The sequence below is a fragment of the Paenibacillus praedii genome (assembly GCF_049725345.1).
Taxonomy (GTDB): domain Bacteria; phylum Bacillota; class Bacilli; order Paenibacillales; family Paenibacillaceae; genus Pristimantibacillus.
In genome coordinates this window covers 13,304-34,219 of sequence record NZ_JBMWAM010000010.1, presented here as the reverse complement: position 1 = coordinate 34,219, position 20,916 = coordinate 13,304, and the positions used below count along the sequence as shown (strand labels likewise).

Here is a 20,916-nt window from a genome sequence, read left to right as displayed (position 1 = left end):
TCAATATAAATAGACAAATAGACTTATTTGGAGGAAACCATATGTTGAAATCATCTAAAAAATCTTTATTGATTATGTTGTCTGCGATCATGATTATTCTTACAGCTTGCGGTTCTAATTCTAATCAAGCGGACTCGGGCTCAGGCTCGTCCACGGAAGAGCCGGAGCTGAAAAAAGTAGTGTTGCGATTGAAATGGATTCATCAGGCTCAATTCGCGGGCTTTTATACGGCGGTTGAGAAGGGCTTTTACAAGGAAGCTGGACTGGATGTCGAGATTCGTCCCGGCGGCGCGGATTTCCCTTCCGTCCAAATGGTGGCATCGGGAAGCGAGCAATTCGGGGTAACAGGCGCCGATCAAATATTGCTCGGACGCGAGAAAGGCGTGCCTGTCCAAGCGATTTCCACCATTTATAGAAAGACTCCATTTGTATTATTTAGTTTGAAGGAATCCGGCATTTCGACGATGGAGGATCTTGTCGGTGAGAAGGTCGGCATTAAGCTCGGCGGCAATGAAGAGTTAACCTTCCGCGCCATGGTGCAAAATGCGGGCATCGACGCTGCGGCAATCGAAGAAATGCCTGTCAAATACGACTTAAGCCCGCTGCTCAGCGGACAAGTGAAAGCATGGCCTGGCTATGTTATTAACGAGGTGCTCGCCGCGGAAGCGCTGGGACATGAAGTGAACATCATTAAGCCGAACGATTACGATATTAATTTTTATGCCGATACGCTCTTCACAACGGAGGATGTCATCAAGAGGGATCCGGAAATGGTCAAGAGCTTCGTGCAGGCATCGATGAAGGGCTGGAGCTACGCGCTGGAAAATCCGGCGGAAGCAGCCGAGTTCGGTCTGAAATATAGCGAAAGCTTGAAGCTTGATCACGAGACGAACATGATGAATGCGAGTATTCCGCTGCTGGACCCTGAGAAAACGCCGCTTGGCAAAATGGACATGGCGGCTTGGGAGGATTTGCAGAAGAGTCTGATCGACCTGGGATTCTTGAAGTCGGAACAAAATCTTGAACAAGTATTTACGAATGAGTTCATCGAATAGGGAGTGATCCTATGCTAACAACGGTCAGTGACATGGGGAAAGATACAGCAGCGCGACAGCATGAGAAGCCAGCATCCGATTCTACCAAGCGCGAAATCGCAGTTACATTGAGAAATTGCTCTCTATCCTTTGGCGACGTGAATGTGTTGGATAATGTGTCGCTCGATATTTACAAGAATGAGTTTGTCTCCATTCTAGGCCCAAGCGGCTGCGGCAAATCGACGCTTCTGCGGCTGATGCTCGATCTCCTTCAGCCAAGCGAGGGTGGAGAAGTTACCTTCTCTGCAGATGAGCCTTCGATCGGCATGGTGTTTCAGAAGCCCGTACTCATGCCTTGGCTGACTGCGATCCAGAACATCGAGCTGCCGCTTAGCCTGGGCGCGAAGAAGAGGTTCTCCAAGAAGGAAGCCCGTGAGAAGGCGGAAGGCGCATTAAGGCTGGTAGGCCTGCAGGATTTTATCAATCATTTTCCGCATCAATTAAGCGGAGGCATGCAGCAGAGGATCGCCATTGCGCGAGCCCTTGCTGCCGATCCGACCGTGCTGCTGATGGATGAGCCCTTTGGGGCGCTGGATGAGCTTACGAGGGAGAAGCTGAACTTCGAGCTGCTTCGTTTGTGGGAAAGCGCTGAAACAAGCCTGAGCACCATCGTGATGGTCACTCACTCCATTCAAGAATCGGTAATCATGTCTGACCGTGTGGTCATGATGTCACCGCGGCCGGCGGGAGTTGTGGACATCATTCCTGTTCCGCTGCCGAGTCCGAGAGAGGTTGGCATGGAGGAGCTTCCGGCTTTCCACCAGACAGTCAAAGAGTTAAGAAAGCGGGTCAAGCATCTATGATGACTAAACTGAAAGACAACCTGTATCCCGTCGTATTTGCCTTAGCCTTTCTTATTCTTTGGGAGCTGGCCGTCAAAATATTCAATATCCCGATTTACTTGCTGCCTGCTCCCACAGCAGTCGTTGCGGCGATCGATGCGTCGCTATGGTCGCATACGCTGGTTACGCTGATGGAGGCGTTGGTCGGATTTATATTAGCCAATATTTTAGGTTTGCTGACCGCTGTTATATTCGTTCATTCCAAGCCAATCGAGAAAGGCGTGTTCCCGCTTGCGATTGCGCTCAAAACGACGCCTCTCGTCGCGTTGGCCCCTTTGCTCGTCGTATGGATGGGGACGGGCTACGAGTCCAAGGTGGTCGCTTCGATGCTTATCTGTTTTTTTCCGATTCTAGTCAACAGCGTGAAAGGCTTGAAGGCAATCGAGCATGAAGCTTGGGAATTGTTCTCGACCTATAAGGGAACGAAGTGGGAGATTTTTTGGAAGCTTCGGCTGCCGACCAGTCTTCCCTATGTGTTTTCTGCTTTGAAAATATCAACCTCCCTCGCCATCGTCGGCGCCATCGTCGGTGAATTCGTCGGCTCGAACAAGGGACTAGGCTATGTCGTATTGGTGTCTTCGTATCATATGGATACGCCGCTCATGTTCTCGGCCATTATCGCTTCAGCCGCTTGCGGCTTGCTCTTGTTCTGGTCGATCGGCTTGGTGGAGAAGAAGCTCGTATTCTGGCAAAGGACGGATGACCTATGAGATGCTCGGTTATGAAACTGCCAACTCGTTCTCCGAATGATGTCGCTGCGCTCGAGAGGGCCGTGCAGCAAGCCATCATTCATCCTAAAGATGTCGTTGCTGTGATGGGAAAGACCGAAGGCAACGGCTGTGTCAATGATTTTACCCGGGGATATGCTGTTCTTGCGCTGCAAAGCTTCTTTGCAAAATATAAAGGGGAAGCCGCTTCATCCATCTCCTATGTGATGTCCGGCGGTACTGAGGGGATATTAAGCCCTCATCTTACGGTCGTAAGCCGAGACGGGGCCATCGACGATGAAACGCCGAAGCAGGCGGAGAAATCACTGGCGATTGGCGTAGCGAGAACAGCTGCTTTCCTGCCGGAGGAGCTTGGCCGTTTGACGCAGGTGGATCAGGTGGCGGAGGCCGTCCGCAGCGCGATTAAGGAAGCGGGAATCGCGTCTGCTTCTGATGTGCATTTCGTGCAAATTAAATGTCCGCTACTGACCGCCGAGCAGGTGCAGGATGCCCAGAAACGAGGCGCGAGCGTCGTGACGGAGGACACCTACAAATCGATGGGTTATTCCAGAGGAGCAGCCGCTCTCGGTGCTGCGGTTGCGCTCGGTGAGGTTGACCGGGCCAAGCTGCAGGACTCAGACATTTGCCATTCCTGGGACCTGTTCAGCAGTGTGGCTTCAACGTCCGCGGGCAGCGAGCTTACCTACTGTGAGGTTATCGTATTCGGAAACTCCGCTTATGCGGAAGGACCGTATTATGTCGAGCATAACGTTATGAAGGATGCCATTGACGCGGCGGCGCTAAAGCAGCTGCTGAATGATCGGCATGAAGATGAAATCGTGCAAGTTCTAGCCAAAGCAGAAGCGGACCCGACCGGCTATGTTCGGGATCGCAGACATACGATGCTGGATGATTCGGATATCAATCACACCCGCCATGCCCGCGCCGTCGTCGGAGGCGTTCTAGCCTCGGTATGCGGCGACCCGATGATCTATGTGTCGGGCGGCGCTGAGCATCAGGGACCCGCCGGCGGCGGTCCTGTAGCTGTCATATTCCGTCGTAAACCTTAACTCGAACAACATAAAATCTACTGCTCACTATGGAGGAATAGCCAAATGATCACAGCTAACGAAACGAAGGTATTAACAAGCGAAACAATGCCGTGGGCGCTAATGCCTAATCATATCAATCTCTATCACCGCGAGATCGTATCGGCCGAGCAGGCAGATACGATGGGCATTCGGGTAAGCTCGATTCTATGGGAAAAAATCGATGTCGGCGGACAGGTGCTGCCGCATTATCACGATGTGGCCGAAATTATTCATATTACAGTCGGCAAAGTAAAGCTGCTGTGCAACGGCGAGTGGAAAAGCTACAAAGCGGGCGATACGTTCCATGTCCCATCCGGCGTGATCCACTCCGTTGCCAATGACGATGAAGTCCCAACGGAGCAAATAAGCGTATTCTTGCCGGCTGAGCAAGAGATACCGCTGAATTCCTTCTTTCATACGACGCTTGTGGAAGATATTTATTCCGCAAAGAAATAAATCCTCACATGCCGCGATGATAAATTCCAAGACAACAGGTTTTACGTGCGGGGATATTCTGCTCATTCCTGATTTCAAGGAAGCGGTAGTGCTCGCAGGGAAAAATGGTATGCAGCGTACCATTAACCGGGTCAACGTGATGGAGGTGCCGGACGTCATCGATTGGGTGCGGCCGGGAGAGTTTCTGATCACGAGCGGGTTTCCGTTTCGTGATCAGCCGGAGCTCATCTCAGATATGATCCCGCAGCTGGTAGAGAAGGGTGTAGCCGCGCTCGGAATCAAAACGAAGCGATTCATTAACAGTATCCCGAAGCGGGCGCTGGAGCTGGCGGATCAGCTGGATTTTCCAATCTTTGAGCTGCCGTCCGCAACCGTATTTTCCGATGTTGTCCGGGATATTATGGAGCGGGTGCTTGTGCAAGAGGCGAGAGAGCTGTCGCTGCTGCAGAGCAGGTTCCAGAAGCTCTCCCAGCAGCTGCTCTACGGCAAAGGGATCGAGGAATTTCTGCAAACGCTGGACGGTATGCTGAATAACCCAATCATTTTGCTGGATGACTCGGACCATCTGTTTCTATCCCCGCAGGCTGAGCCGCTGGATCAGATTCATAATGGTGCTCTCTGGTCACAGCTAAGGGACGATACAAACCTGGGAGTTAGTTTTATTACGCTTGGCGACCGCCGCATTCGCGTCTATATTTCGGCGGTTAATGACAAGCAATATACCAAATGTCTTCTTATTCTGCTGGAGTGGAATCAGGAGCATTCCGTCGTTGACCAGCTTACGATCGATCGCGTAGGAGTTCTTGTAGGTCTGGAAATGATCAACGCCAACGCGCGCAGGGAAGTCGAATTGAAATATGTCGATCAGTTTCTGCAGGATTGGATTTCGGGCCGTATCGTCACGATGGAGGATTTGAGAATAAGAGCGGAGGCATGCGGCACCCCGCTGGAGGATAACCAGCAGCTGAATGTCGGGCTTATTCGCTGGCTGGATAGCAAGCCAGCGATCAAGCAGCTTCAGCAGGCGGTGAAACGGCTTCGCACCAAATCGTTTTCCGGCGGAGGCCTTCAGGCAACCATTGTGGAAGGGGAGCTTGTGCTGCTTCTTTCCATGCCGGCGCAGGTTCAGCTGCAGTCCGCTTTGGATAAAGCGTGCGCGGACCTTAAAGCGCTGTTTGCCTCTCATCCTTATTCCTTGTGCATGGGCAGCCTTGTCGACTGTCCGGATAAGGTGAACGATAGCTACAGCGATGCGAAGAAAATCCATTACATTAGCACCATTTGCGACTACCGCGAGCCGATTGTCGATTATAGGAAGCTTGGCGTCTTTCAACTGCTTTATCAGCTTCCAGATACCAAGGAAGTGAAAGAATACCGAAATCAATATATTACACCGCTTCAGGAATACGATCGCAAAAATAACTCGCTGCTGTTTGAAACAATGAAGGTGTATTTCAAGCATAACAAGAATGTGAAGAAAACATCCGCGGAGCTGTTCACCCATTACAACACGATCGCATATCGCGTGGAGCGGGCGTGCACGATTTTGGACATCAGCTTGGAAAGCGGAGACGACATGCTGCAGCTTCAATTGGCTATAAAACTATTTGAGATGAGGCCGATCTAACGACTTGCGAAAGGAAGTTGCCGTCATGAATACAATGAACGTTCCCGATAAGCTCACCATACCTGTGCTGAGGGAAATGTATAGAAGCAAAACCATTTCTGTTGAGGCTGTTGTCCTTGCCATAATTAATCGTGCACAAGCAGACGCAGATATGAATATTTGGATTACTCCGCCATCGATGACATTGATTAAACCTTATCTGGATCGACTGTATAGTATGGATCCTTCGAGCTTGCCGCTTTGGGGAATTCCGTTCGCCATTAAGGATAACATTGATTTGGCCGGGGTCCCTACGACAGCGGCCAACCCTGATTTCGGCTATATTCCGACAGCGCATGCCACGGTAGTCGAGCGGTTGATTGCTGCAGGAGCCATTCCGCTGGGCAAAACCAATCTGGATCAATTCGCGACAGGCCTTGTCGGAACGAGGAGCCCTTATGGCGAAACGCATAACGCTTTGCGCCCTGAACTGATCAGCGGAGGCTCCAGCTCGGGCTCCGCGGTTGCCGTTGCGCGAGGCCACGCAGCATTTGCTCTCGGAACCGATACAGCGGGGTCGGGTCGGGTGCCGGCGGCTTTGAATAACCTCGTGGGCTACAAGCCAAGCCTAGGAGCGTGGCCGACGAAGGGGGTTGTTCCAGCCTGTGCGAGCCTGGACTGCGTCACTGTATTTGCTCATGAGCTGAACGATGCTCTTGCCGTCGATGCTTCTGCGCGCGGGATCGACCATACCGATCCTTGGTCTAAAAGTATGGCGCAGCCGCAGCCCAAGCTGCCAAGGAAAGTGCTTCTGCCAAACCAGCCGCTGGGCTTCTATGGGCCGTACGCTGAAGAATATAGCCGAGCGTGGGAAATGGCATTAAAGCGAGTTGAGCATTTAAGCTTGTCTGTCGAATATGTGGACTACGAATTGTTCTCGGCTGCTGCATCCATCCTTTACGACGGTCCATGGGTAGCCGAGCGGTGGGCTGGTTTAGGCGGTTTTGTGAGCGCCAATCCAGGGGCGATTCATCCGGTAACGGAACAAATTTTACGCTCTGGCGATTCGGGTAAGCATGATGCATCGTCTGTGTTCAAAGCCATACATCAGCTGCAAGAGTTTAGAAGAAAAACGAAGCAGCTGCTCAAGGATGCCGTCATGATCATGCCAACATGCGGCGGCACATGGACGCGGGAGCAGGTTCGTGAGCATCCGATCACAGCCAATAGCGATATGGGACGTTATACGAACCATTGCAATCTGCTCGATTTAAGCGCGGTGGCTATTCCAGCCGGCAACGCCGCTGAAGACACGCCGTTTGGCATCACGCTGTTTGCGCTCGCAGAAAACGAAGATCTCATTTGCGGAGCGGCTGAATTATTTCTGGACAATTCTAAAGGAGTAGACCAAACGAAAGCGGAGATGATTCCGGTTGCTGTCTGTGGGCTGCATATGCGCGGGTATCCTCTGGAGAAGCAAATGAACGAGCATGGCGCACTCTTTATCCGCGAAGACGTGACGGCGGCGAAATACCAAATGATTAAATTGCCTACGCAGCCGGCAAAGCCGGGACTTATCAAGCAGAAGCAAGGCGGGCAATCCATACAGCTGGAGGTGTGGGAAATGCCGATCGGCAAGTTCGGCTCGTTCGCAGCTTTAATACCTGCGCCCCTTGGCATTGGCAAGGTGGAGCTTGGTGATGGTACCGAAATATCCGGCTTTATCTGTGAAGGCTACGCGGCCTTAGGTGCCGAGGATATTACGGCCTCCGGCGGTTGGCGGAACCTCTAACCGTTAAAATTTAATATGGCTTAGCAAAAGCGGGCAATCTAACTTAGGGTTACCGATGCGTCTATTGATAAGGTGAAGGCCGATCAATTCGATGGCGTCGTCATTCCAGGCGGGTTATCGCGGGAAAATCTTCGACTTAATCCGCAAATTTTGCAGTTCATAAAAGACATGGACAGCCAAGGGGAAGTCATATCGGCGATCTGCCACGGTCCGCAAATATTGATCAGCGCAGGCGTAGCCAAAGGCAAGACGCTTACGAGCTTTCCTGCTTTGAAGGACGATCTTATTAATGCTGGCATTAACTATGTCGATCAAGAGGTTGCTGTGAGCGGCAACTATATCACCTCACGTACGCCTGCCGATGAACCGGCTTTTATCCGTGAAACGCTGAACAAGCTCGGCGCTGCTGTGCCGCAGCGATAATTGCTTCGTAACAAGACGAAAAAGGCCTGGAAAACCGGGGCTTTTTCGTCTTTTTGCTCTACAGTCAGTTACAGCTCTGCTATTAGATTATGCTTAAAGGATGGGATGTGCGATTTTTGTTCACGGACTGGAGAACGAGAGCGCGGTCGCAAAAGGATGCGCGGCAATCGGTTTTAGCCATCGAATTGACGATAATTGACCAACTGCGGCTTGTTTTCGCCAAGCACGGTTTTTGTTGAAAAATAAGCTCCCATGCTATACTTCTAGTAATCGATGAGGCATAAACCTATCGAATAATAACAGGACATAAATAGAAGGAGAAACGATTGTCGTTGGATCTTTGAAGGTTAAAAAAATGGTTGGTTGCTCTTTCGTTATTCGCAGCTTTCGAATTGAAATTAAGCACGATGGTTACCGTTGAAACGGGTACTCCTACCCGCGTGCAGCTAGTATCCGCCAACCGTCCGATTGTGAATCAATATTAGGTTAAATTATAAGCGAACAAAGCTAACCCTGAGAGCAAGGGTTAGCTTTTATTTTTACGGGTGGACATTATTCGCATATTTATGACAATTTTTAATGAGAAAAGATTAACCTGTCCTAGGTCTAAAGCGGGTTGTGCGCTAATACTTCGTATGGCAAAGTAATACCATGCTCTATGGTTTGTTTTATATGAAGAACTTTCGATACCGAATTAGCTTCATAAAATATTTGTTTGGGGAGGAAAGCGAAAATGAAATTTCATTTCTTTGTAGGCAACGATAACGGAAACAGTGAGCATGATCTGATTATAGACGGACAATTGGTGCAGCAGCCGAATGTCAATTGCGCGGTGGACGAGCTTCCGTGGAGCGAGGAGCAGTCTCCGGAGAGCTTTATTAAAAATTTGCAGGACCAGCTTGTCGTCACCATTGATTCGCCTGCGGCAAGGCCAGGTATGTATTATGTAGGCAAGTTTGCTTTGGAAAGCGGCGAAATTCTCGATAATTTGCAAATCGGGATTGATTTGAAAAGCGATATGGATTTGCCGGTCATTAATACACTTGCTCAAATCGCGGCGATGGCCGTCAAAAAGTCGTATGAGGAAGAGAAAAAAATTGTTGATCAGCTTGAGGTTGAGGTGGATATGGCGACCGCTCTTCCCGTCACGCAGCATACGGATGAGACATCGGCAAAGTTCGAGAAACGGTTTACGTCCGGCTCTCATCATGTCACGGTTCATCTAGGCATTATGCGTGTTGGGGTAAAAATTACATTTCCATTCACCAAGGTTGTGCCGGAAGCGACGCCTGTCATTTTCACGCTTCAGAAGGATGCCGAGGGCAATTGGCGGGAAGGCGATATTTTTGAACAATTTCTGAAAGAATACGGGATCGAGAAGAAATTCAACGGCAGCTATTTTAAAGATAAACGTATTCTTCATGTGGATATCGGCGATGGATCTACAGAATATCCGATTACCGAAGGCAATAAATTTTTGAGGCAGTTCGTACATGGCAGCCATCATGGCGCTGGTTACGCGATCGAGGAAGCGCTGGATGAATTTAATCGTCTGATCCACCTGCCGAATAGTCCGAGACAGTTCTTCAGCGATGTGATCAAGAATCCGAAGCATAAATATCATGCGCGGGCGCTGAAGACGCTGAAAAGGCCGCTGGAAAGCCAAGTGAAGCAAATTGTGCAAAATGTTAAGCGACAGCTCACGAAGGCACGCAATGAGATTGATCTGATTTGTGTGTATGGCGGGGGCAGTATTCTTATGCAATCGACTCTGGCTCCTCAACTAAAGGAGCTTTGCGCCGAGCGTGAAATGCAGCTGCTCTATATCCCAGCCGACTATGCGGTACAGCTGAATGCGATGGGCCTTGATGCCTTCGTAAGGGGCAAAATTTATGAAGCGCTTAAGAATAAGGCGGTACAGCCTGCATAAGGACAGACCCCTTGGCAATCCACAGAATTCGGTAGGTGATGCAGGTGAAGAAAACAAAGCAGCCCGGTGATAATTTCAGCTTGAAGACGAAGAAGTCAGAGGATCCGCTCGTTATGCAATGGATTAATGCGCAGACCAATCTTATGGATTCGCTTCGTTATTTAATAGAAAGAGAAATTGCTCATCATGGTGTTCGAAATTTGCAGACTTATGTTCCTGCGGAGAGGAGTATGCTGCGTGGCGGGGAGGTTTCTCCGGATGCGATGACGCGTTCTCCTTATGATGCTGTGGGAATGGAGTCGGCGGCTGCGACAGAAGCTAAGGAAGGTGTGCTCGGCAGTAATCCCGAGCCCTTTCAAGAAGCTGCGCATCGTCCAGAACCTCCCGCAGAGGAAGAGATCGATGACGATGATATTGAGGCTTGGATCTAGGTTTGACTCCTAATTAATACTTAGTTTTACCACATACCACTTAGTATTACTAGGAATTACTAAGTGGTATGAAATAATATGAAATATTACTTGGTAAAACAAAGTTCGACTAACGATAACATACATCACATGCATCGACAGCAAATATAGGTTAGAATAAGAGCAATAAATCAATTGGGAGCTGTGGCTATGTCGAGGGACGAAGTAATATTAACCAAAGAGGGCTTGGCGCAATTAGAAGCAGAGCTTGACGATTTGAAATATGTGAAGCGCAAGGAATTAGCGGCCCGTATTAAGCTGGCGATCAGCTACGGCGACTTGAAGGAGAACAGCGAGTATCATTCGGCTAAAGAAGATCAGGCATTCATGGAGACAAGAATTCTTACGCTGGATAGAATGCTGAAGAAGGCCCGCATCGTCGATGCTGAAAGCTTGGATGTCTCAATCGTGAATATAGGGTCGGTTGTCGTACTAAACGACATCGAATTTTCCGAGAAAATCGAATATAAAATCGTAGGAACGGAAGAGGCGGACGTTGCGGAGAACAAAATTTCGTACGAAAGCCCGCTTGGCAAGGAGCTTATTGGTAAATCAGTCGGCAGTATTATTAATGTCACTGCACCCGTGGGTGTGATCCAGTACGAGCTGCTTGAAATAAGAGCGCTATAAATGCACGAATAGGGGATACAGACGTTCTTTTTAGGCCCGCGATCGCTGAATCTTCTTCAAGGTCCATTGGCAAGCAAAGTTGGTCCTTGGTGCATTGGATATACAAAGGAATTACTCCTTGGGAGGATCGTTTCTTTGTGTATTTTAACTCAAAAAAAGAGGTGTCCCTTAGGTCAGTTGGACCCTTTAGGACACCCTCTTTATTTTAGTAAGCTAGTGCGAATAGACCGTGGATATGCGACAGGTAGCGAACGTTACTCGCTTCCTTCATAAGCGATGCTGGCAAGCCTTTCAGCTGCGTAGCGTTGCCGCCGATCGTGCCTACTGCGTCTTTGCGGCCGAGGCTTCCAAGCGTGCCGGAGAATACCGGTACGAACTTGTCCATGACCCCGCCTTTGAAATGCACTGCCAGGTTGTAGCCAACCGTTTCGCCCATTTGCCAAGCTAGTTGAGCAGTTGGCGGGTAAGGACGCTCGCCGCCCTCTGGGAATACGACCGCACAGTCGCCAGCTAGGAATACATCCGAATGCGAAGTGGATTGCAGTGTCGAAGTGACGGTCGAACGACCGCGATCCTCTGCAAGGCCGCTGCTGCCGACAACTGGATTTCCTTTAACGCCGCCAGTCCAAATGATTGTATTGGATTCAATTGTACGGCCATCATTAAGTTTAACCGAGTCTTTGGTAGCTTCTGTAATCGCAACGCCGGTAATGAAGTTCACGCCGCGCTTCTCTAGGCTTGCTACAGCACGCTCGATGAGCACCTTCGGGAAGATGGGAAGAACAGCAGGACCTGCTTCTACGCAATAAAGCGAAATATCATTGAAGTCGATGCCTTTGCTGCGGCAAACCTCAGGCAGCTTATCCGCAAATTCACCAACAAGCTCAACGCCAGTCAAGCCGCCGCCGCCGACAACGATTGTTGCGTCAGCTTTGCTGCCGGATTTTTTGTAAGCATCAAGACGAGCCTCAACGTGCGCGCGGATGCGATTCGCATCAGCAACGGATTTAAGAACAAGGCTGTTCTCTTCGAGACCTGGAATGCCAAAGTAGTTCGTTTCGCTGCCAAGGGCAACGACAAGCGCATCATACTTTTGTACTTGACCGCTGGAGAGAACGACTTGCTTTTCGTTAGGCTTGATTTCTTTTACCGTATCTACGATGATATTTACGTCCTTGTCCTTCAGCAGCTTGTTAAGGGGAAGCGATACAGCTCCCTCTGCAATGGTGCCTCCAGCCAATCTGTGGAGCTCGGTAATAATTTGGTGGGTCGGGAAGCGATTGACGATCGTAATGCTTGCCTCCGACGCCGATAGATGCTGACGTGCTGTCAATGCGGACAGTAAGCCGCCGTAACCGCCGCCAAGAATTAGAATTTGCTTCGACATGTTTATCCTCCGTTCGTTTGTAATCCGTGATTAGTTCTTGTCGTTTTTACGTTCAGCCATCACGTTCAAGAATGCTTGGGCGAAGCGCAGCGTTTTTTGCACCTCAGGGTCTTTCAGCATTTTCAACATTGCGAACAGGCCTACAGTCGATCCTGCAGCCTCTTGTGAACGCTCGCCGGCTTCCATAGCCGCAGTCGCAATACCTTTAGCTTTTTCTTGAACCGGTTTTACGAATTCACCAATACCTTGAGCGAAATCATTAATTAACACTTTGTCCGTTGCAATGTTTTGCGCGAAGTCATAAGCCTTAGTCATAAGCGTGACCATCTCAGCTAGTTTCGGAAGGTTGTCCACCAATACGGTTAACGATTGCTGAACCTCCGGCTTCATTAACTGATCAAGAATGTCTAATGTTTGTTTTTCTTCGACGAGGCCTGCTGCAACCTCTTGGTTAGTTGATAGTTGTGACATCAGAGAATGTCCTCCTTTACGTAAATTTGTAAGCAGGTTGTAGTCTCAATTGTGTCATACGCTAATAATGCAGGTTACACCTCAGAACATTGTTACACTTTTCACATAGTTTTTTATGAAATAGCCTAAAGAAGATTGGCAAGAGACTTGTGACTGTGGTGAGGTATAAAGTTTTAGCAAAGTGACGACATCGGATGCAAACCCATTGTTTATATAATACATCGTTTGGCGTAAAAATAAAAAAGAAATTTATCTCTTTTCAAAAAAAAACAGGGAACCCCCTATACTTCGAATGTGCCCGTCTGCAGCTAACGATGAAAAAGGGAGGAGTTGAGTGCTGTGCAGCCATTTACGGAACGAGTTGTGAGGATCATTAGAGACATTCCCGCAGGCTATGTGATGACATACGGTCAGATTGCCGCGCTTGCCGGCAGTCCAAGGGGGGCACGGCAGGTTGTTCGCATTCTTCACTCGCTTAGCGCCGCTCATAACCTGCCTTGGCATCGGGTCGTCAATGCCAAAGGCGAGATAGCGATTCAGGACGAGGAAGCACGCTTTATGCAGACGCTCAACCTGAATGAGGAGGGTGTCGCAACGAGTGAGGCTGGGCAGGTGGACCTGTCGAAATATCGTTATGAAAGTATGGACTGAAAAAATGAAAGAAAAGCTAACCAGGGCAAAGATTAGCTTTCGCTAGCGAGACTGCCCGCTGGCTCGTCCGCCAATAGTAACGCTGGCCGCAGCACCATTGCCCGGGCAATACCGAGCCGCTGCTGCTGTCCGCCGAAGAGCTTGCTTGGGTAATAGTGCTTATAAACGCTCATGCCGCTAAGCTCCATCGCTTCCTTGACCATTGCAAAGCGGATCTCGCCTGCCGTTGCCTCCACATTTGGTTATAAAATTCTAATAAAGGCTCAATTGAAAGCTTTTGTCCGAATCTTTATGATAGAAAGACCAATCGGAAGGGAGTAACACGTAATGACAACGGAAGCTACAGCAAGTCAAATACGCAACTTTACCATTTCAACTGAAATTTTTTTCAAGCCGAACCTCGATATTTATTCGCAAATGATTTATATCGTGCTGAGCTCCAGCACAGCTGATTCCACTTCTCTGACACTGGCAGATGTTGCAAGCAAGGGGCGTATGACGTCGAAGCAAGCAATGAAAGCGATGCAGGCACTCGTTGATGAGCAGCTTATTCCACATAAATTGTTCCGCAAAATGATCGGTGAATTCCAGGATGATCGTCTGTCTTGGGCAGCCAAGGGCTTGCTCACCTATTGCAAGGAGCATAAGGTCACTTCGCTGACCGAGCTGCTGCTGCTCTCTGATCAGTCGGGCGAGGACGAGCAAACCATTCGCAGAGCGTTGTCCGAGCTTTCGCGGAACGGGTATTTGGAGGACCTTCCGGAGCTTAGCAGGCTGGCCAATCAAGCGGCAGAATAGCCTAGACCAAATCCAACAAAAAAAGCAGGACCTATCGGCTCTTGAAGAATCGATAGGTCCTGCTTTTTTTTATTGCTTGGTCAGTCGCTCCAGCAGCGCGTCTCCGCTCTTGCTCACCTTAATGTGAGCGAAGCGGGCGTTCTGCTCTGTTTCTGTACCAGTACCCTCAGGTACAAAATAGGTTTCGATGCCATAGTAGATGCTTTGCCAGCCGCTTGTCTTGCCGTTTATGATGACTTCCTTATCGGAGAGCGTGTCGCCTTTCTTATATAGGCGATCGAATATATAGACCCCTCTGTCATCAGGACGAAGCACGACCTTTATGCGGCTCATACCAGGCTTTTCTTCAAGCTCGTCGGCAATGGCTTGCGGCGGGGTGGAGATGCTGTAATTCAGTGTGACATAATCGCCTTGCAGCAGCGACCTTGGATCAAGCGGCTCAATCTGCAGTTTGATCGATGTCCCGTTCGACAGCAGCGATTCGCTGGCCGCGGTATGGTAGCCGATATAGCCCAACTGCAGAATAATGACGATTGCAATCAGGATCGGGCTTTTGCGTAGAATGAGACGACGATGGCTTGCTTCGTCAGATATACTTGCGCGTGTTCGATAGGCATAAATAGACGTGATTGAAATCACGACAGCTCCAAGTATTGCCAGCGTAATCGATTTATGCAGCAGCGTCCACAGTAGGTCATAGTATTTGAACGCGATATAGATGAACCAGAATGACAGGCTGACAGCGGACTCATAGGCCTTATTGCGGCGCACAAACACGAATGCTGCAGCTGTAACGACGACGAAATTTAGCACGTTGAAAAGCACATGCGCCTGCGGGAAAATATCATTCATAAAGGTTAGCCAAAATAGGAACAGCAACGTGAACAGCAGTCCGCATTCACGTAAATGCTGACGCATTGGGCCTGCGCGCAGCAGTAGTTGACCCGCATAAACGAGCGCGTTCAACCCCGTTAAGATGAGCACCATGTATGCGGCGGCGTCCTGTACCCCTTCAAGCAACTGAAACAATAGGATTGCGATATTGCTATTGATCAGCGAATACGTAAAGAAATGCTGAGCGCGTCCATGCAGCCGGAACCAGCCGCCGATGCTCACTGCAAGAAATAGCAGAGATAAGCTGATCGCGTCGATCCACGCGATTGAAACCATGCCGACGGCGTAACCAATCGTCAGCAGTGTGTAGCGTACTACCGGATTGCTGCGACGAAGCAAGATGACAGGTGCGATAAGCAGCAGAGCGGCGGCATATAAAATATACTGCGGCTCGATGTCGCCAGTGGCTGCAATAACGAGACCTATCAAGGAGATGCTTCCGATCAGGATGCCGATGACGGTTACGATTGTCGATACGATTTTGCCTGCCATATTGCTCTTCTGGGCGTCTGCATGCGAAGAGGTTTCTCCACCCTCGGAAGTGGCAGCGGTTCGGCCCAGCTTATTCAGAAAGCGGAAGAACAGCACATTTCCGGTGAGCAGCAGGGCAACGAAGACAAGCCCTAAAATGAAGAAGGTCGTGGAGGCATGCGCCGACATAAGCTCAAAAAATTTGAATACAGCAAAGGCGGATGCCGACAGCGCATTTAAGGTGAGCATGGTTTTATTAAGACGAATGCGGGCGAAATAATAGAAGCCAATCACGATGGCGGCAGCACAAGCAATATTCAATCCCAGCTTGTATAAGGCATCGTTGAAGGCGCTGGATAAGATGAGCAAGGAGCTGTGAAAGATGATAAAGCTCACGATTTTAAGCGGATGCGATCTCAGAAGCTCTTTCTCGGTTAATACGAATAGAATAAAATTAACAATGGCGAACAACCCGCCGATCAGCAGCCGCTGCTCATCGCTGTACATGACAGGGAGGGAGGTCGGGTAAAAATATTGCCATAACGTCAGGTGAACGAGCGTATACGCCAGAATATAAAAAGGATTGTAGCGTGTAATGACGGCAAACAGCAGCGCTGGGATCGACCAGATAAGAAATAGCTCATAGCTGTCCGCATGCGAATTATAAATTTGATTAAGCAGAGCCACCGCGGCGCCAAACGAAATACAGCCGCCCACGAGCAATACCGAGGATAAAAACGAATGATGACCGAGCATGATTTTCGCTTTGGACAGAATATAGCTTGCGCCATAGAATAGGACGATAATGCCCGCGGAAGTGAGAATTTTGTCGGCGCGGCCGAGTCCGCTCCAGTTGGCGGCGAAGAAATAAATAATAGCTGCCAGCAGGAGAGATACGCCCATCAGGAAACCGCCCCGAGTAACATTTAAACGAAGCATCGCACTCACATGCCTTTCATGTTGGTATGTTATTTATTATAGTGACCCGTTTGGCAACCGACTAGTACTCACTTTTTGTAGTACCTGCCAGCGAACATGAAGTCAGGGCCTTCGCGGAACTCCGTGTACGCGGTATCATAATCGCTTTTCGCATATGCATCAGATACGTCAAGCGCCTGCTGCTCGTGAGGATATACGACCTTTTGCGTCGCCGCCGCCGGAAGATTGCCTTCAGTGGATGCTCCGAGGAAGAATTTCGCAAGTATCGTCGGTATTTCGGTTATAATGGAGGTTATGACAATATGAAGCGGAAGAGGTTTAATGATGAGCGAGAAGACATTTAAGGACTACGGATTAAGTGAGGAAATTGTAAAAGCGCTGGACAGCCTGGGTTTTGACAAGCCGACGGAGGTGCAGCAGGAGGTTATTCCGGCAGCGCTTGAGAAGCGTGATCTTGTTGTCAAATCGCAAACCGGAAGCGGGAAAACAGCCGCTTACGGGATTCCGTTATGCGAGCTGACCGAATGGAATGAGAACAAGCCGCAGGTCTTGATTTTGACGCCAACGAGAGAGCTGGCCGTTCAAGTGAATGAGGATATTACGAATATTGGACGATATAAACGTATTAAAGCGACGGCCGTATTCGGCAAGTCGCCATTTCACATCCAAAAGGCCGAGCTGAAGCAAAGAACGCATATGGTTGTAGGAACGCCCGGCAGAGTACTGGACCATATCGAGCGGGGAACGCTCGAGCTTGCGCGCATCCGCTATCTTGTCATTGATGAGGCGGATGAAATGCTGAACATGGGCTTTATCGAGCAGGTGCAGGCGATCATTAAGCAGCTTCCAAGCGACCGCGTGACGATGCTGTTCTCAGCTACGTATCCGGACGATGTGGCGAAGCTAGCACAGAACTATATGGACGAGCCGGTCCATATTGCGATGAAATCGACAGGCTTAACGACGGCAACTATCGAGCACACTCTTATCAGCGTATCGGAACACGATAAGCTTGAGCTGCTGCAAAAAGTGACAATCGTCGAAAATCCCGACAGCTGCATCGTTTTTTGCCGGACGCAGGAGAATGTTGATTATGTGTTCAGGGAGCTGGCGGAGCTTGATTATCCTTGTGACCGCATTCACGGCGGGATGGAGCAATATGAGCGCTTCGAGGTGATGAATGCATTTCGCAGAGGGCAGTTCCGCTACTTAATCGCAACGGATGTAGCGGCTAGGGGCATCGATATTTCGAATATCACGCATGTCATCAACTATGATATTCCGCTGGAGAAGGAGAGCTATGTGCATCGCACGGGGAGGACGGGACGAGCAGGCCTTGCGGGCAAAGCGATTACCTTCATAACGCCTAAGGATGGCCGCCGCTTGTCGGAGATAGAGGATTATATCGGCTTCGCGATAGCCAAAGCTTCAGCACCCTCGGCAGAGGAGGTAGAGGCGTCTAGAGATGCTTTTGAGCAGAAAATCAATAGAGGTCCTGTCCTTAAGAAGGATAAGCGCGAGCAGCTGAATAAGCAGATCATGAAGCTTAATTTCAATGGCGGCAAGAAAAAGAAGCTGAGAGCGGTCGATTTTGTGGGCACCATTGCCAAGCTGGATGGCGTAACCGCTGATGATATCGGGATTATTACGATTTTGGACAATGTAACGGATGTTGAAATATTGAATGGAAAAGGCAGTCTCGTGCTTGAGCTGATGCAGCATACGACAGTGAAGGGGAAGCAGTTGAAGGTACGCAGGGGGAAGAACGGGTAGAGAAAGCGGTGAATCCAGATGACAGGATTGCTGGACACAATGCTTGCTTTAGCAGTCGCTCTGACGGTACTGGCAGCTGTTCTCTCCATCGTCTTTATGAGCTGGAGAAATGGTATTTCTCCCATGCCTTCCTCGGCGCGAGTACGGCGTGTGGTGGTGGATGAGCTTCGGCGGTTGCCTGGTCGCGGCGTTATGGTGGAAGCGGGCTCCGGCTGGGGAACGCTTGCTCTCCAGGCGGGAAGACACTTTCCCAAGCGCCGCATAATAGGCATCGAAAACTCTTTTATTCCGCTGTGGGTATCGAAATTAGCAGCCAAAACAGCACCGGCCACGAATGTGACGTTCATAAGGGGAGATTTATACATCTACCCCTACGAGCGTGCGGATACGGTTGTTTGTTATCTATATCCAGGCGCGATGAAGCGGTTAAGCCCGATCTTTCGGGAGCAGCTGCATGGCAGCGCTTATATTATAAGTATTTGCTTTGCGCTGCCGGATTGGGAGCCTGAGCGTGTTATCACGTGTCGCGATACCTATCGGACGAAGGTTTATATTTACAAGAAGGCTGTCGTAGTTTGAAAACCAAGTGCTCCGTTATTGAAATTTCAAAGGAATAAAATATATATACTAATAATCGCCTAACTTTTGTTTGCTAGTATGAGTTGTATCTTGTACTAGAAGAACTTAAAGGGTTGGGTGATCAAAGGATGCGGCTCAAGAGTATTGGAACTAAAATAAGTTTGATTATTATCGCGGTTTTGCTCGTTTTTTCGGTCGTTATTGTTCGTGTTGTCATTGATCAGGTGGAGCAAGGCATCAAAAGGTATGCCATTGAGAAGGCAAGAGGGGATTTGGAGCTTGGCAATCAGGTGCTTACCTACAAGTACCCGGGCAAATGGAACATTAGAGAAGGAAAATTATTTAAAGGCGACACGAAGATCAATGATAACTTTGGCGTTGTCGATGAGATTGGCGAATTAACAGGAGATACGGTTACGATTTTTCAAGGAAATACGCGAGTGACGACCAACGTCATGATTGATGGCAAACGGGCAATCGGGACGACGGTTTCCGATGAGGTATCTACGCTTGTGCTTGAAAAAGGCGAGAATTATTATGGGGAAGCGGTTGTAGTTGGTCAGACCTATCAGACTGCCTATATGCCGATCAAGGATGGAGAGGGAGAAGTCCTCGGCATTTTTTATGTCGGAGCGCCGCAATCGTTGATCGATGATATCATTTCCTCGTTTGTACAACGGTTTTCAATGGTCTTCATTATCGCACTAGTCATTACCGTGGGCTTGATTGTGCTGTATATACGCAAAATGATGACGCGATTAAAACGTATTTCGAAGGCGATGGATCATGCGGGCTCAGGTGATTTTACATCTCATTTATACGATCGCTCGAAGGATGAAATCGGGCAATTAAACGCGAGCTTCAACCAGATGAGAGAGAGTCTAAGAGAGCTTATTGAGCAAGGCGTGGGCGCATCGGATAAAGTATCCGAAACAACGCAGCAGCTCGCCGTGGTCGCACAAAAAACGGCCAAGGATTCGGAGCATATTGCAGCGTCTATGCAGCAGGTAGCCAGCGGCGCGGAAAACCAGACAGAGAGCACGAGTCAAAATCTGCGGGCAGTAGAAGAGGTAGCTGTCGGTATTCAGAGCATTGCAGAGAGCGCCTCGGAAATTTCCGAGTCCTCCATCTTCTCCAAGCAGCGGGCGGAGACCGGCGCTAATTATGTAGAACAGACGGTTCAGCAGATGGCTTCCATCCACGCTTCGGTCCATGAAACGGATCAAGTGATTAAGCAGCTCGAGGGCAAATCGCTTGAAATCGGGGGTATTCTGAATACGATTCGAAATATTGCGGCTCAGACGAATATTTTAGCTTTAAATGCGGCTATTGAAGCATCTAGGGCGGGCGAGCAAGGAAAAGGGTTTGCTGTAGTCGCAGCTGAGGTTAGAAAGCTGGCTGAGCAGACAGGCCAATCGTCCGATCAAATTAACGAGCTGCTCCATGAAATTTCGGCGGGCATGAAGCAGTCCATTGTTTCGATTGATCATGTGAAGCAGGAAGTGCAGACTGGAATTACGCTGACGGAGCAGACAGATCGCAATTTATCCGAAATCGTACAATCCAACAGCCAAATCGCTGAGCAAATAGAGACGCTTGCAGCCACGGCCGAGCAAATGTCGGCAAGCGTTGAGGAGATTACCGCTTCCGTTAACGAGATTGCCCAAATCGCAAAGCTGACCAGTACAAGCTCCTATCAAGTAGCGGCAGCAACAACCGAGCAGCTTGCCACAGTCGATAAGATCACCGACTCCGCAAGCTTCCTGTCCCAAGTATCTACGGAGCTTCGGACGGTGCTTGGCAAGTTTAAAATATAGTTTTCTAGCTGAATATAGATAGAATCCCCATAGCGTTTAAACGCCAAAAGAATGCCTTCCTCGATGGAAGGCATTCTGCATGTATGGTTATACGA

Annotated in this window: 20 protein-coding genes; 16 read left to right on the top strand and 4 right to left on the bottom strand. The window is 49.4% G+C overall.

The features are described 5' to 3' along the window. The first annotated feature begins 41 nt into the window (after window positions 1-41). The 11 genes from ACO9K6_RS11310 to greA all read left to right on the top strand — a co-directional run bounded on the left by ACO9K6_RS11310 (window position 42) and on the right by greA (window position 11,041). On the top strand, window positions 42-1,055 hold the full coding sequence (locus ACO9K6_RS11310; protein WP_424767675.1) for an ABC transporter substrate-binding protein: 1,014 nt from the start codon (window positions 42-44) through the stop codon (window positions 1,053-1,055). Window positions 1,056-1,066: 11 nt separating this feature from the next. Continuing rightward, window positions 1,067-1,897 (top strand): ABC transporter ATP-binding protein, encoded by an 831-nt coding sequence (locus ACO9K6_RS11305; protein WP_424767674.1) that lies wholly within the window; start codon window positions 1,067-1,069, stop codon window positions 1,895-1,897. Beyond that, window positions 1,894-2,646, top strand: a complete 753-nt coding sequence (locus tag ACO9K6_RS11300; RefSeq protein WP_424767673.1) for an ABC transporter permease — start codon at window positions 1,894-1,896, stop codon at window positions 2,644-2,646. Before ACO9K6_RS11305 ends, ACO9K6_RS11300 begins: the two co-directional genes overlap by 4 nt. Before the next feature lie 11 nt (window positions 2,647-2,657). After that, entirely contained in the window at window positions 2,658-3,713 is a 1,056-nt protein-coding gene (gene atzD, locus ACO9K6_RS11295) for a cyanuric acid amidohydrolase (protein ID WP_424767672.1), read from the top strand. Between the two features lie 45 nt (window positions 3,714-3,758). Further along, a complete protein-coding gene (locus ACO9K6_RS11290; protein ID WP_424767671.1) occupies window positions 3,759-4,190 on the top strand; it encodes a cupin domain-containing protein in 432 nt (143 codons plus the stop codon). A 16-nt stretch (window positions 4,191-4,206) separates the two neighbouring features. After that, a complete protein-coding gene (locus ACO9K6_RS11285; protein ID WP_424767670.1) occupies window positions 4,207-5,817 on the top strand; it encodes a PucR family transcriptional regulator in 1,611 nt (536 codons plus the stop codon). A 25-nt stretch (window positions 5,818-5,842) separates the two neighbouring features. After that, complete coding sequence (gene atzF / locus ACO9K6_RS11280) at window positions 5,843-7,588, top strand: allophanate hydrolase (protein ID WP_424767669.1); 1,746 nt, start codon at window positions 5,843-5,845, stop codon at window positions 7,586-7,588. Between the two features lie 63 nt (window positions 7,589-7,651). Beyond that, window positions 7,652-8,011 (top strand): DJ-1/PfpI family protein, encoded by a 360-nt coding sequence (locus ACO9K6_RS11275; protein ID WP_424767790.1) that lies wholly within the window; start codon window positions 7,652-7,654, stop codon window positions 8,009-8,011. A 733-nt stretch (window positions 8,012-8,744) separates the two neighbouring features. After that, on the top strand, window positions 8,745-9,941 hold the full coding sequence (locus ACO9K6_RS11270; protein WP_424767668.1) for a hypothetical protein: 1,197 nt from the start codon (window positions 8,745-8,747) through the stop codon (window positions 9,939-9,941). A gap of 44 nt (window positions 9,942-9,985) precedes the next feature. Next, window positions 9,986-10,372: a hypothetical protein gene (locus ACO9K6_RS11265; protein ID WP_424767667.1), complete on the top strand. Its 387-nt coding sequence runs from the start codon at window positions 9,986-9,988 to the stop codon at window positions 10,370-10,372. A 189-nt stretch (window positions 10,373-10,561) separates the two neighbouring features. Beyond that, complete coding sequence (greA, locus tag ACO9K6_RS11260; RefSeq protein WP_424767666.1) at window positions 10,562-11,041, top strand: transcription elongation factor GreA; 480 nt, start codon at window positions 10,562-10,564, stop codon at window positions 11,039-11,041. 205 nt (window positions 11,042-11,246) lie between these two features. Here greA and ACO9K6_RS11255 read toward each other — a convergent pair whose 3' ends face one another. Then, the gene (locus ACO9K6_RS11255; RefSeq protein WP_424767665.1) at window positions 11,247-12,428 is read right to left on the bottom strand and encodes an NAD(P)/FAD-dependent oxidoreductase; all 1,182 of its coding nucleotides are present in this window, start codon (window positions 12,426-12,428) and stop codon (window positions 11,247-11,249) included. Window positions 12,429-12,458: 30 nt separating this feature from the next. Beyond that, on the bottom strand, window positions 12,459-12,899 hold the full coding sequence (locus tag ACO9K6_RS11250; protein ID WP_424767664.1) for a helical membrane plugin domain-containing protein: 441 nt from the start codon (window positions 12,897-12,899) through the stop codon (window positions 12,459-12,461). Window positions 12,900-13,238: 339 nt separating this feature from the next. On the opposite strand from ACO9K6_RS11250, the gene ACO9K6_RS11245 reads away from it, so the two are divergent. Further along, on the top strand, window positions 13,239-13,550 hold the full coding sequence (locus ACO9K6_RS11245; RefSeq protein WP_424767663.1) for an MGMT family protein: 312 nt from the start codon (window positions 13,239-13,241) through the stop codon (window positions 13,548-13,550). A 32-nt stretch (window positions 13,551-13,582) separates the two neighbouring features. Here the strand turns inward: ACO9K6_RS11245 and ACO9K6_RS11240 are convergent, their stop codons facing one another. Beyond that, complete coding sequence (locus ACO9K6_RS11240; protein WP_424767662.1) at window positions 13,583-13,786, bottom strand: ATP-binding cassette domain-containing protein; 204 nt, start codon at window positions 13,784-13,786, stop codon at window positions 13,583-13,585. 91 nt (window positions 13,787-13,877) lie between these two features. On the opposite strand from ACO9K6_RS11240, the gene ACO9K6_RS11235 reads away from it, so the two are divergent. Next, a complete protein-coding gene (locus tag ACO9K6_RS11235; RefSeq protein WP_424767661.1) occupies window positions 13,878-14,348 on the top strand; it encodes a hypothetical protein in 471 nt (156 codons plus the stop codon). Window positions 14,349-14,417: 69 nt separating this feature from the next. Here the strand turns inward: ACO9K6_RS11235 and ACO9K6_RS11230 are convergent, their stop codons facing one another. Then, entirely contained in the window at window positions 14,418-16,616 is a 2,199-nt protein-coding gene (locus ACO9K6_RS11230) for a GDYXXLXY domain-containing protein (RefSeq protein WP_424767660.1), read from the bottom strand. A 360-nt stretch (window positions 16,617-16,976) separates the two neighbouring features. On the opposite strand from ACO9K6_RS11230, the gene ACO9K6_RS11225 reads away from it, so the two are divergent. The 3 genes from ACO9K6_RS11225 to ACO9K6_RS11215 all read left to right on the top strand — a co-directional run bounded on the left by ACO9K6_RS11225 (window position 16,977) and on the right by ACO9K6_RS11215 (window position 20,821). After that, window positions 16,977-18,425 carry a DEAD/DEAH box helicase gene (locus ACO9K6_RS11225; RefSeq protein ID WP_424767659.1) on the top strand — a complete coding sequence of 483 codons (1,449 nt, stop codon included), beginning with the start codon at window positions 16,977-16,979 and terminating at the stop codon, window positions 18,423-18,425. Between the two features lie 18 nt (window positions 18,426-18,443). Continuing rightward, window positions 18,444-19,004, top strand: coding sequence for a class I SAM-dependent methyltransferase (locus ACO9K6_RS11220; protein WP_424767658.1), 561 nt, complete (start codon window positions 18,444-18,446; stop codon window positions 19,002-19,004). Window positions 19,005-19,132: 128 nt separating this feature from the next. Beyond that, window positions 19,133-20,821 (top strand): methyl-accepting chemotaxis protein, encoded by a 1,689-nt coding sequence (locus ACO9K6_RS11215; RefSeq protein WP_424767657.1) that lies wholly within the window; start codon window positions 19,133-19,135, stop codon window positions 20,819-20,821. Window positions 20,822-20,916 lie beyond the last annotated feature (95 nt).